The organism is Kitasatospora sp. HPM-01-4 (assembly GCF_051374625.1).
Classification (GTDB): domain Bacteria; phylum Actinomycetota; class Actinomycetes; order Streptomycetales; family Streptomycetaceae; genus Kitasatospora.
Genome location: NZ_JBPQGP010000005.1, coordinates 9,135,160 through 9,146,357 on the forward strand (window position 1 = coordinate 9,135,160; position 11,198 = coordinate 9,146,357).

9 protein-coding genes and 3 pseudogenes are annotated in these 11,198 nt (G+C 71.7%); 6 read left to right on the plus strand and 6 right to left on the minus strand.

Features of this window, described 5'->3' with window-relative positions; genetic code table 11:
• Window positions 1–46: 46 nt before the first annotated feature.
• Both ACSMTC_RS39385 and ACSMTC_RS39390 read right to left on the minus strand, forming a co-directional pair.
• Complete coding sequence (locus ACSMTC_RS39385) at window positions 47–1,207, minus strand: serine hydrolase domain-containing protein (RefSeq protein WP_436557569.1); 1,161 nt, start codon at window positions 1,205–1,207, stop codon at window positions 47–49.
• A 57-nt stretch (window positions 1,208–1,264) separates the two neighbouring features.
• Window positions 1,265–1,618, minus strand: coding sequence for a DUF4190 domain-containing protein (locus ACSMTC_RS39390; protein WP_436557568.1), 354 nt, complete (start codon window positions 1,616–1,618; stop codon window positions 1,265–1,267).
• Between the two features lie 149 nt (window positions 1,619–1,767).
• Between ACSMTC_RS39390 and ACSMTC_RS39395 the strand changes: the two genes are divergently transcribed.
• Window positions 1,768–2,988 carry a histidine kinase gene (locus ACSMTC_RS39395; protein ID WP_436557567.1) on the plus strand — a complete coding sequence of 407 codons (1,221 nt, stop codon included), beginning with the start codon at window positions 1,768–1,770 and terminating at the stop codon, window positions 2,986–2,988.
• The gene (locus ACSMTC_RS39400) at window positions 2,985–3,641 is read left to right on the plus strand and encodes a response regulator transcription factor (RefSeq protein WP_436557566.1); all 657 of its coding nucleotides are present in this window, start codon (window positions 2,985–2,987) and stop codon (window positions 3,639–3,641) included. The genes ACSMTC_RS39395 and ACSMTC_RS39400 overlap by 4 nt, the downstream gene beginning before the upstream one ends.
• A 360-nt stretch (window positions 3,642–4,001) precedes the next feature.
• Here the strand turns inward: ACSMTC_RS39400 and ACSMTC_RS39405 are convergent, their stop codons facing one another.
• Complete coding sequence (locus tag ACSMTC_RS39405) at window positions 4,002–5,090, minus strand: Lrp/AsnC family transcriptional regulator (protein WP_436557565.1); 1,089 nt, start codon at window positions 5,088–5,090, stop codon at window positions 4,002–4,004.
• Window positions 5,091–5,198: 108 nt separating this feature from the next.
• On the opposite strand from ACSMTC_RS39405, the gene ACSMTC_RS39410 reads away from it, so the two are divergent.
• Together ACSMTC_RS39410 and ACSMTC_RS39415 are read left to right on the plus strand one after the other, a co-directional pair.
• A complete protein-coding gene (locus tag ACSMTC_RS39410; RefSeq protein WP_436557564.1) occupies window positions 5,199–6,383 on the plus strand; it encodes a M20 metallopeptidase family protein in 1,185 nt (394 codons plus the stop codon).
• A gap of 31 nt (window positions 6,384–6,414) precedes the next feature.
• Window positions 6,415–6,543, plus strand: a complete 129-nt coding sequence (locus ACSMTC_RS39415; RefSeq protein ID WP_436557563.1) for a hypothetical protein — start codon at window positions 6,415–6,417, stop codon at window positions 6,541–6,543.
• Window positions 6,544–7,631: 1,088 nt separating this feature from the next.
• Here ACSMTC_RS39415 and ACSMTC_RS39420 read toward each other — a convergent pair.
• A pseudogene (locus ACSMTC_RS39420) lies at window positions 7,632–8,547 on the minus strand (NADP-dependent oxidoreductase).
• A gap of 195 nt (window positions 8,548–8,742) precedes the next feature.
• On the opposite strand from ACSMTC_RS39420, the gene ACSMTC_RS39425 reads away from it, so the two are divergent.
• The gene (locus ACSMTC_RS39425; RefSeq protein ID WP_436564559.1) at window positions 8,743–9,495 is read left to right on the plus strand and encodes a hypothetical protein; all 753 of its coding nucleotides are present in this window, start codon (window positions 8,743–8,745) and stop codon (window positions 9,493–9,495) included.
• A 447-nt stretch (window positions 9,496–9,942) separates the two neighbouring features.
• Window positions 9,943–10,145: pseudogene (locus tag ACSMTC_RS39430) on the plus strand (IS630 family transposase); the annotation flags it as partial.
• Between the two features lie 72 nt (window positions 10,146–10,217).
• On the opposite strand, the pseudogene ACSMTC_RS39435 reads toward ACSMTC_RS39430, so the two are convergent.
• Together ACSMTC_RS39435 and ACSMTC_RS39440 are read right to left on the minus strand one after the other, a co-directional pair.
• A pseudogene (locus ACSMTC_RS39435) lies at window positions 10,218–10,596 on the minus strand (nuclear transport factor 2 family protein).
• A 406-nt stretch (window positions 10,597–11,002) separates the two neighbouring features.
• Window positions 11,003–11,128, minus strand: coding sequence for a hypothetical protein (locus ACSMTC_RS39440; RefSeq protein ID WP_436564560.1), 126 nt, complete (start codon window positions 11,126–11,128; stop codon window positions 11,003–11,005).
• Window positions 11,129–11,198: the final 70 nt, after the last annotated feature.

Below are 11,198 nucleotides of genomic sequence, written 5' to 3' on the forward strand. Positions count from 1 at the left end.
CCGGTCGAGTTCCCCAGCGCGCCGGCGGTTCTCAGGCAGGCGTGGTTCAGCCGCACAGGGCCGCGTCGACGGCATCCTCGGCCGGCTGCAGGTCCGCCATGCTGGTCGGGTCGGCGGTCATCGTGACGCTGGCGGCGCGTCCGTCGTCGGTGGCGGCGCTCCAGGTTCCGTAGCCGGGGATGCTGCCGTTGTGCCACCAGACGGTCTTGTGGCACGACAGCTGTGTCCTCATGATCCCCAGTCCGTAGTCGTAGCCGGGCATGCCCGTGGGGACGGTGGTGCGCATCTGCTCGAGCTCGGGGCCGCTGAGGAGGTGGCCTTCCTTCATGAGCTCGGAGAAGAACCGGGTGAGGTCGGAGCTGGTGGAGACCATCGCGCCCGCCGCCCAGGCCGCGGAGGGGTCGATCTCGGTGACATCACGCAGCGATCCGTTTGGGCCGTCCTTGTGGTAGCCGTGGGGGTGGGGCCCTCGAAGGGTGGTCTCGGCGGGGGCGGGGAGGTAGGTGCGGCGCAGCCCGATCTTCTCGGTGATGCGCTTGTCGACCTCCTCGGCAAGGGGCTGTCCGGTGACCTTTTCCACGATCATCCCGGCCACCAGGTAGTTCGTGTTGCTGTACCCCCAACTCGTTCCCGGGGCGAAGACGGCTTCGTGTCGCAGCGCGATGTCCAGGGTGTCGCGGGGAGAGAGGTAGCGGCGCTGGAGGATGTCGTCGGTGACGTCGTCCTCGTAGTCGGGAAGTCCGCTGGTGTGCTGCAGGAGTTGACGCACCGTAATGTGGCGCCCGTCGATACCTTGCCCGCGCAGGAGGCCGGGCAGGTAGGTCTCGACCGGGTCATCGAGGCGGATCCTGCCCTCGCCGACCAGTTGCAGCACGACCACCGCGGTGAACGTCTTGGTGACGCTGGCGATCCGCACCTGGCTGTCCCGGGGCACCTTCGCACCGGTGGCCAGGTCCCCGACGCCCGCGGCATAGGTACGGGTGTGGCCGGCCTGGTCACGGACGGCGGCCAGAGCGCCAGGCACGTGATCGGGGCTCACCATTGCGTTCAGACGCTGCTGGGTGGCGTCCGGCCTGGCGGCCCCCGGGGCGGCGTCGGCGGACGGGGCGAGCGTGCCGAGGGCGAGGGCCCCGAGGGTCACGGCGACGGCAGCGTGAGTCGTCCTGCGACGCAGGACGTGGAACCCAAGCGGTGTACGTGAGTTCATGGAATGTCACCTCTGATGGTGTGTGTGGTTTGGTGTTCGCCGGGGTTTCCGGCGCGGTCAGTGCCCGGAGAGGTTGCGGCGGACGCACTGGACGTACTGGTGGAGGCCGTCGGGGCGGTAGCACTCCTGGGTGTGGTTCGCGTACCAGGCGATGAAGGCGGCGGCCAGGACGGACAGCGCGATCGTGGCGAGCGAGAGCAGCAGGCCGACGAGCGCGCGGCCCCGGCCGGTGCCGGTGCGTCCGGACGCTCGCAGGGCGATGGTGCCCGTGATCAGGCCGGCGGCGCCGAACAGGGCGCCGACGACCGCGAACGAGGTGAACAGGCCGAGCGTGCCCAGCGCCACGGCCGCCGTCGCCGGGGTGTCGCGTGCTGCTGCGGGCCGGGCGGCCGTCGTTCCAGGGGCGTGCATCCGCTGTCCTTCCGTGATCGGCCCGGTCGCTCCGGGCCTGACCGATCCTGGAACACGGCGCCCCGTGCCCGCCTCCCGGGCGGGAGGGAAACCGCGCTCCCCCGATCGGGGGAGGAGGCCGGGGGTGCGGGACGTCATACTCGGCGTCCATGACCTGGGGAATCCGGCCGTTGCTACGCGGCTCCACATACACGGGCGTGCTGTTCGCGTTCCCCGGCGCGGCGGCGAGCACGGTGCTGCTGCCGTTCGCCGTGCTGCCCGCGCTGCTGCGGGAGTCCGGCCCGTACGGGGTGCGGGCCGCGCTGGTGCCGGTGGTGTGGGCGGGGCTGATCGCCGCGGCCGGGCTGGCCCGCACCACCGGGCGGGTGCTGATCGCGGGGGCCCGCCGCCTGCTGGCCGCGCCGCTGCCGGAGTCGGCCGGGCCGCCCGGCGTGGACTGGCGGCGGACCCCGCTGTGGCTGCTGCTGCACGTCGCCGCGGGCTGGAGCGCGACGTTGACGGCCAACCTGCTGCTGGCGGCGCCGGCCCTGCCGGGGCGCCGGCTCGGCGACGAGGCGAAACTGTCGCTGTTCGGCCGGACGCTGCGCTCCGGGGACGGCTGGGCGAGCTGGGCGGCGGCCCTGCTGTGCGTGCTGCCGGCGGCGCTGGTGTGCGTGGCGGTGTCGGGCGTCCTGCGCCGACTGGCACCGCGCCTGCTCGGCCCCTCCCCGGCCGAACGGCTCGCGCCGGCGGCCGCGCGGGAACGGCGGCTGGCCGAACGCAACCGGCTGGCCCGGGAGTTGCACGACCCGATCGGACACACCCTGACGGCGGCCACCATCCAGGCGGCGGTGGTCGGCGAAGTGCTCACCAGCGATCCAATGGCCGCCCGGGCCGCCCTGCGCGGCATCGAGGAGTCGACCCGGGCCGCCTCGGAGGACCTCGACTACGTCCTGGGCGTGCTGCGCGAGGAGGCCGCGGGCACGGCACCCGCCCGGACGCCGACCGACCTGCCCGAACTGCTCGACCGGCTGCGGCACACGGGCACGGTGGTCGAGCCCGACCTGTCAGGCGACCTGGCCCGGGTGCCGGCGGCGCTGTCGCGGGCGGCCTACCGGGATCCTCCAGGAAGGGGTGACGAACGCGCTGCGGCACGGCGCGGACGGTCCGATCCGCGTCACGGCGGCGCTCTCGCTCGACGGCCTGGCCCTGGGCGTGGCCAACCGGACCGGCCGCGGCCGGAGCGGGCGGGCGGCCTTCCCGACCTCCGGCCACGGACTCCCGGGCCTCGCCGAACGGGTGCGCCTGCTGCACGGCGAGTTCCGGGCCGGGCCGGCCGGCGCCGGCGCTGGGTCCTGGAGGCCCGCCTCCCCGTCCGGACTCCCGCATGAGCGCCACGCTGCTGATCGCCGCCGACGACGCGGTGACCCGCAGCGGCCTGCGCGTCCTGCTCGCGGCGCAGCCCGGGATCACCGTGGTCGGCGAGGCCGCCGACGGCCCCGAAGCGGTCGAAGGGGCCCGGCGGCTGCGGCCGGACGTGGCGCCGATGGACGTGCGGATGCCGCGCTGCGACGGCATCGAGGCGACCCGGCGGATCCTCGCGGAAGTACCGGACCCGCCCAAGGCCATGGTGATCACCACGTTCGAGAACGACGGCCACGTCACCGCCGCGCCCGGCGCCGGGGCCAGCGGGTTCGCGCTCGAACGCCTCCCCGTGCCCCGCATCGCCCAGGCCGTTCGGACCGTCGCGGCGGGGGAGGAGATCCTTTTCCCGGCCGACCTGCGCCGGATGGTCACCGCCCGCCCGCTGGACTCCGCGAAGGCCCCGCCGGACGCCGGCCTGACACTCCGTGAGGAGGCCGTGCTCTGGCTGATGGCCACCGGACGCTCCAACCCCGACATCGCCCACGCGCTCACCGTCAGCCCGGAGACCGTCAAGACCCACGTCGGGAACATCCTGACCAAGCTCGGCGCGCAGAACCGCACCCACACCGTGGTGATCGCCTACGAATCCGGCCCGGTCCTCCCGGGGCTGCCCGGCTGACGACCCCGCCGGGCACCCGGGCCAGGCGTGAGGTCCGGCCCCCTGCCCCGGGGAGGCCGGTTTGGCGGAGCGCCCGAGTATCTGCCTCACCGCGCCAAGCGGTCACCGCTGCCCCCGGCTGGGAGTCGCGGCGCGGAACAGGGTGGCCGGCACCTTGGGGTGGTAGCCGGGCGCCGTCGGGGCGGGTGGCTCGGCCTGTTCGGTGCGCTGCCGTTCATGGTGAGCCGGAATGTGGGTGATGACCTCGTCAGGCGTCGGGTTTGATAGTGGAGTCGGGTATTGGAACTCCGCGCACAGCGGTGGCCGTTCGCGTTCCCGCAGCGGCCCCCGCCGGCAAGATCACGGTCTACGGCTGGAGTATCAGGAGGCCGGGACCGGGTCCCGCCAGATGTCCATCGGCACGGCGCGGACCGCGCGTCCGTGCGCGTCGAGGATCCGGCCCATCCGTTTCACGGTGCGCAGCGAGATGCGGCGCTCGGCCACCCGCAGGTCGGGGAACCTGCGGGCGAGTGCGGTTTCCAGTCGCTGGACGTCGGCGAGGGAGCGCTGCCAGACGGAGAGGATGAGGTTGTGCGTGCCGGTGACGGACACGCACAACCGGATCTCGGGGAGTCTGGCGAGCTGGGGGCCGATCTCGTCGAGTCGGTCCGGGGGAAGGTCGGCCCGGAAGGTCGCCAGGACCGGCCGTCCGGCGTCGCGGGCGGCGATCTCGCAGCGGAAGCGGATCGCGTCGGAAGTGGCCAGCCGGTCGAGGCGGCGGCGCAGTGTGGAGGGGCTGAGCCCGGTGGCGGTGGCCAGCTCGGCCTGGTCGAGGCGGCCGTTGACGCTTAGTCTGATGAGCAATTCCCGGTCTTGTTCCCGGACTTCAGCTCGTACTCCGGACGGTGGCCCGTCGCCGGCCGGGTGATCGTCGTGGAGTTCCTCGCGCTGGGCGGGGTCCAGTGAGTCCAGTCGCCAGCGGATCCCCTCGGCGTAGAAGCCGGTCGCCAGGTGGGCGCGGACGGCGTTGATCCCGGGGAGCCGGCCGAGCCGTTCGGTGGTGTACCGGGAGACCATCGCCAGGTCGGTGAAGGCCGCGGTGACGGCGAGGTCGCAGCCCTGGGAGACGTGTTCGATGCTCATCACGTGCGGGTCCTCGGCCAGGTCGTCGGCGATCCGCCGGAGCCGGTCGGGAGCGCAGTCGAGGTCGAGGTAGGCGACGCACCCGCGGTCCTCGGGGTGCGGCAGGCCGTAGGCGGTCACCCAGGCGATCCCGGCCTGCGAGAGCCGGCGCCAGCGGCGGGCGGCGGTGACCGGGCTGATCCCGAGGGTCTGGCCGAGCAGCGACCAGGGCGCCCGCGGTTGCAACTGCATCGCGTTCACCAGGGCGAGGTCCAGCTCATCCACCGTCACCTCGGCGCCGGTCACCGTCGACTGCCGGTGGAATCGTTCATCGGAGGGCCTCCTCATGGCGTGATCCTGCGAAATCGCGGGAAACTCCCGCGACGAGATCCAGAATCACGGAACAAGATCGTTCTGCACAAGTTCCCGCCGCACGCGGGTTCGACGGAGGCACCTGTGTCCTTGCACGATGACGCTCTCGCTCTGGCCCCGGATCTGGTCCGGCTGCGCCACGACCTTCACCGGTTTCCCGAGTTGGGCTTCCAGCTGCCGCGCACCCAGGAGCGGGTGCTGCAGGCCCTCGACGGGCTGCCGCTGGAGGTGAGCCAGGGCTCCGCGCTGAGTTCGGTCACCGCGGTGCTGCGCGGCGGGCGACCGGGGCCGGCGGTGCTGCTGCGCGGCGACATGGACGGCCTGCCGGTCGCCGAGAAGGCCCCGCTGCCGTTCGCCGCCGAGAACGGCGCCATGCACGCCTGCGGACACGACCTGCACACCACCATGCTCGCGGGTGCCGCACACCTGCTGGCCGCCCGGCGCGAGCAACTGCACGGCGACGTCATCTTCATGTTCCAGCCGGGCGAGGAGGGATTCGACGGAGCCGGCGCCATGCTGGCCGAGGGCGTGCTGGACACGGCCGGCCAACACCCGGTCGCCGCCTACGCCTTGCACGTCGCCTCGGCCATGCCGCATGGGGAGTTCACCTCCCGGCGCGGACCGATCACGGCCGCCTCCGGCTCGCTGAACGTCACCGTCCACGGTACGGGCGGCCACGGCTCGATGCCGCACAGGGCGAAGGACCCCATCCCGGTGGCCTGCGAGATGGTCACCGCCCTGCAGACCATGGTGACCCGCCAGTTCGACGTGTTCGACCCGGCGGTGGTCACCGTCGGGCTGCTCCAGGCCGGCACCCAGCGCAACGTGATCCCCGAGACCGCCCGCTTCGAGGCGACCGTGCGCACCTTCTCCGCCCAGGCGCAGTCCAGGGTCGCCGACACCACGGTGGAGCTGGTCCGGGCCATCGCGGCCGCCCACGGCCTGCGGGCGGAGGTCGAGTACATCGCCGGGTACCCGGTGACCGTGACCGACGCGGCCGAGACCGACTTCCTGGCGGACACCGTCCGGGAGGTCTTCGGCGAGGAACGCTTCCGGACGCTGCCGAACCCGGCGACCGTGTCGGAGGACTTCTCCCGGGTACTGGACGCCGTTCCAGGCTCCTTCGCGTGGCTCGGCGCCGCCCCGAAGGGGAGCAACGCCGAGGACCTGCCGCCCAATCACTCGCCCTACGCGCAGTTCGACGACGCGGTGCTCCCCGACGGCGCCACGCTCTACGCCGAACTCGCCACCCGCCGCCTGGCCGCCTGAACTCCGCGCAAGACAAGGAATGCTCACCCACATGACCGAACCGCGCGACGTGGTCGAGCAGCAGCTCGCCGAGTACAACAGCCACGACATCGATGCCTTCGCCGCCCCCTACGCCGAGGATGTCACGGTCCACCGGCGTGCCGGGACTGTCACGGGCTGACCCCTCCCGCACCCCCGGCCGCCCCGGCCCGTCCAGGCCGGGACGGCCGCTCGTACCCGGCCGCCCTGTACGACCAGCGATGCAGGGCGTGTGAGTGGGCGCCGCGGAGTCTTTGACCTGGGCCGGTTGTGCCACTGGAGGTGCCATACCGAGCGGTCACCGATCCGGCTGCGCCCGGCCGGGGTTGCGGCCGACCACCCTCGTTACCCGGTGTGTTCGGCTGCCCGGGTCCGGGCCCGGGCGATGAACTCGTCCACGACCGGACAGCCCGTCTCGACCTGGCCGACCAACTCGTCCAGTTCGGCCGGTGAAGCCTCGTCGACCCGGAAATCATCCGGGCCCAGCCGGGCGGCTGCCCACGGTGGAAGTTGAAGCCGGGCCGGCTGATCTCCGCCCACAGCTTGCTGCGGTCGAGCAGCCGCCGCATGGTCGGGACGGTCTCCTACAGGACCTCGGCCATGGTCCGGCCCGCGATGTCAGAGTCGATCCGTCCGACGTACGCCCAGTCCGCGTTCAGCGGCTCACCTTGTGGGGGGCGAAGGCGACGTGCTCCGGGGGCATCACGCTCCACCGCACGAGGGCGGCCGACGCGTCCGGAGCCTTCTGCCGGCGGACTCCCAGCTCTATGAGGTGAGTTCCACACCCGGAAGCCACTCGCCGGCACGATGAACGCCTTGACGGCGAACACCTCCATCGCCGCATCGAGGCGCCGGGACTGGAGCTCCGACAGTGCCTGGTCACCGTTGTCCGCCGCCAGGCAGGAACACCTGCCACTTGCGAGTCAGGCCGGCCTCCTTCGCCACCGGCACCACGTACCGCCAAGTCCATGCCTCAGACATCATCTGCTCCCGTGACGGGGATCGTCATGCTGCCAAGGTCTACGAGATCGGCCGTCAGTGGAAGCGCCGCCCCGGTGGCCGTCAGTGGAAGCGCCGGCCCGGTGGCCGTCGAGCGCCGGCCTGGCGGTTGCTGCTGGTCCTGTCACCGGAACGCGAGGAACGGCTGGAACGGGAAGCCGATGTCGTTGACATCGCTACGCGGCTGCTGCTGGTCTACGAGGACGGAAGGCCCGCGCTGTTCCCGAGTCCTCACGGACGAATGCGGATGATCGTCTTTCCCTGGCGTCGCTCGGTCGGGTTGAGGGCGGCGACGGCATCGTCGAGGGTCGCGACGTTGCCGATGTTCGTGCGCAGTCGTCCCTCCCGCACCCGCTGGACGATCTCACCCAGTTGGGCACGATCGGACTCGACAACGAAGTCGATCGCCAGGCCGTGGGCGGGCCGCGCCTCAGGCGGCCCGACGACGGTTATCAGTGTCCCTCCGGCCCGGATCAGGCCTGCGGATCGCTTCTGGATGTCGCCGCCGATGACGTCGAAGACCAGGTCGACTTCGCCGACGTCTTCCAGGGTGTCGTTGTCGAGGTCGACAAACTCCATTGCGCGAAGTCGAGTGCCTTCTGACGGTCAGCGGCACGTCCGGTGCCGATGACGTGGGCGCCGGCCTCTCGTGCGAGCTGCGTCACCATCGTCCCGACCGCGCCGGCCGCGCCGTGCGCGAGGACGCTTTGCCCCGCCTGGAGGTGGCCGTACTGGAACAGTCCCTGCCACGCGGTGAGGCCTGAGATCGGCAGGCTCGCGCCCACGGTGAAGTCGACGTCGCCCGGCAACGGCGCGAGGTTGCGTGCCTCGACGGCCGCGTACTCGGCGAGGGTGCCGTCGCGATACCAGTCGGTGAGGCCGAACACGCGCTGTCCACCGAGGAGACCCGCCGTGCCGTAGCCGAGGGCGGTGACCACTCCGGCCAGCTCATGTCCGGGGATCGACGGTGTTCGGTCGCGGTCGAGGCGATCGGTCCATGTCGAGGGCCACGCCATCTCGGTTGGGACGAATCCCGACGCATGAATCTGAACGACGACATCGTTTATCGCCGGCTCCGGCCGGGGCTGCTCCGTAGCGTCATCCCGGCCGTTCCCGCGGCCTGGTCCATCACCACGATCGCTTTCATTTGGACACCTCTCTGTATCAGTCCTCGCCCCAGCATCCCGCCGACCCCGCCTCCACGCCGCCTGGCCGGGACGTTGAGGGGCTGCGCTCGGCGGCCGGGAGCACGGGCCGCTCGGCGATGTCCGTGGCCGGGTCCGCCGCCGGGCGGCCGGGATGACCCTGGAGAACCCCCAGCAGGCGCTGCACCGGGCCCGGGATGACCAGCGCACCGCCGACCCGGCACACCGACGCTGGGGACGAGACCGGTGCCGCTACCGCGGCCGCCGTCCGCGCCGAGTGGCAGCGCGTACGCGACCACACCGCCGAGACCCGAGCCGAGCGCTACGACCCCGCCTTCGATACCGTCCTGCAGGACGCGCTGTGTCGTGAGAGCCACCGCCGGGATGTCGCCGACCGCGCCGCCGAGGCCGCCTACCACGCTCACCGGACCACCGATGTCGCCCACCGCCGCCTGGCCGACGCTGCCGCCCAGCCCCCACCGCGAGCTGATGCAGACGCTCGCCTGCACGAACGCGGCAACGTGCCGAAGCAGGAGAGCACCCTGGAGTACGGCCCCCAGGGACGGCAGGAGTGGACCCGTCGGCCCGGCGGCCGCTGCTGGCCCTGCCACCAGGAAACACACGGAGCGCCTGGGGCGGGAGGCCGAGGCCCAGGTGCGGCTGGAGGCTACCCGAGAGGCGAACGCCGTGCTGCGGCCGTGTTGGTCGTGCCGGGGGTCTATCGGCGGGGAGCCGGCTCGCCGCTGGAACTGACCGGGACGGCCGGCCTGGGCCGGTTGGAGTGCCCGCAGTGCGTCAGCGACCGGGAGGTGGAGGAGCTGGGCCTGCTGGTGTTGCCGGTCCCGACCAAGCGGGAGCCGGTGGCCGGGCTGGTCTGCGCTCCGGACGATCCGTGGTGGGAGGCGCGGGTGCTGCACGCGAGGCTCTACCCGGCGAAGGACCGGGCGTGACCTGTGGGTGTTGTGGGGCGTGGAATGGCCTCGCCCGCCGGGTCGTCTGGACCTTTGATCGTGCTTGTTGGGGGGTGTCCGGTGGGTGGCGGCTGGGTTGGTGACTGTGTGTGGTGGTTGGTTGGAGGTGGGGGTCAGGTCGGTCTGCTTGGGGGCCGGTGGGTGATGTGGGCGTGCATTCGGGTGTGAATTCCGCCGGGTATTTCGTTCGGTTGTTTTGGCGGATTGGTTGCCGGTGGTGGTCTGAATTGGGGTCGGAATTGCGGGGCTGGGGTGGTGGCGGGGGCGCTGTTCGGCTTGGTGGGCCGGGCTGGGTGTCGCGCGGTGCCGGTTGTCGGGGTGGTGGCGGCCGGTGTGGTCTGGGCCGGGTGCCGTCGTTCCGGGCCTGCTGTTGCCTGCTCCGGCCGGGCTGCGCCCCCGCCTGCCCGCTTGCCGGGCGCCGCCGTCCCGCTGCGGCAGTTCGCCCTGGCCAACTCCCATCACCGCAGCCACCCCACGCAAACCCGGGCACTGCACCGCTACCCGTGCCGGCGCAACGCCAACGCCCGCCACCCCGACGTACTTGCCGCCCTGATCGCAAGGAACGCGCCCGCATCCGCAGCGAGAAGGGCATCCGCTGGGGCGGACGCCCCCTCAACGCCGCAGCCTGACCGACCGCGAACCGCAGCCCCGGAGTGCCGAAAGGGACAAGTTCACGAGAAGGACAGCGACAGAAGGACGACTCAGGAGGCGGACGGCTCGATCTCCCCTGCAAAGACGAGACCTGGTCGATGGAGGCTCCGCGCGCAGATGGACGATGTCCGTTCCCGCCAGGCGGGGGCCTCCGTCCGGCGTGGTGAAGACCCATTGGTACCGGGCCCACTCGTCAGGCATGTCCACCGCTGAGCAGCGCACCATCGTGCCGGTCCCCGCCGGGTGGCGCCGGATGTCCAGCACGAACCGCTCGACCGCCGCGATTCCTTCGATGCGACCCAACGGCCCCCAGAAGACCACGTCTGAGGTCAGGGCCTGGGAGAGCAGGGCGGTCACATAGCTGTCGTCCGAGGCGTTAAACGCGGAGATGAACGTGTCGATCGCGGAGCGTGCCGTCTCTTCCTGCATGCCCCAGTAATACCAGCTGTTGCGCGTGCGCTCGTCCCGCGAGCCGCCTTCCGATCACGGTGGACCTCCCGGTCACAGCACTAGGTGCCGGTAGTCCTGGCCGCTGTCCCGGGGCTGGCCTTCTCCTGGTGGTGGTGCTCGGCGGTCTGGTTGTCCCGTGCCACTGATCCTTGACCGATTGCCACTGAAGTTGGACCACTGTGCGGTTCGTGCCATCGAACCTTGACCACCCTGGTCAGACCAGTTCCGGACCAGTCGACGGCTCCGCGCCGCCGGACGGCTCCGGCTGTCACTGTAGCTGGAGCCGAACTGCTCACCGATGTTGTTCCACATGAAGCCGTCCGCCAGCCCGGCTTCGCGCTAGCCCAGCCGAGCAGCGCCCCGAGGGCCTTCTCCTGGGAAATAGTCAGTGTCTGGTAGTGCAGCCCAGCACGCCGTCCCGGTATTCGAGCTGGAAGGTGTTGTTCTCGCGGAGCCGGACCTGGATGTACCAACTGCCGGGAAGCTCCTCGTCCACCCGCTCCAGGACCATGTCGTTCCCGCCGCAGGTTGGCCAGCATCGTCCCGATAGCTGGCTTGGACGCGCGTTTCACCACATGGCC

Excerpts from the sequence above, each read along its gene's own strand:
- ACSMTC_RS39385 (WP_436557569.1), bottom strand. The coding sequence starts at position 1,207 with ATGAACTCACGTACACCGCTTGGGTTCCACGTCCTGCGTCGCAGGACG.
- ACSMTC_RS39390 (WP_436557568.1), bottom strand. The coding sequence starts at position 1,618 with ATGCACGCCCCTGGAACGACGGCCGCCCGGCCCGCAGCAGCACGCGAC.
- ACSMTC_RS39395 (WP_436557567.1), top strand. The coding sequence starts at position 1,768 with ATGACCTGGGGAATCCGGCCGTTGCTACGCGGCTCCACATACACGGGC.
- ACSMTC_RS39400 (WP_436557566.1), top strand. The coding sequence starts at position 2,985 with ATGAGCGCCACGCTGCTGATCGCCGCCGACGACGCGGTGACCCGCAGC.
- ACSMTC_RS39405 (WP_436557565.1), bottom strand. The coding sequence starts at position 5,090 with ATGAGGAGGCCCTCCGATGAACGATTCCACCGGCAGTCGACGGTGACC.
- ACSMTC_RS39415 (WP_436557563.1), top strand. The coding sequence starts at position 6,415 with ATGACCGAACCGCGCGACGTGGTCGAGCAGCAGCTCGCCGAGTACAAC.
- ACSMTC_RS39425 (WP_436564559.1), top strand. The coding sequence starts at position 8,743 with ATGACCAGCGCACCGCCGACCCGGCACACCGACGCTGGGGACGAGACC.
- ACSMTC_RS39440 (WP_436564560.1), bottom strand. The coding sequence starts at position 11,128 with ATGGTCCTGGAGCGGGTGGACGAGGAGCTTCCCGGCAGTTGGTACATC.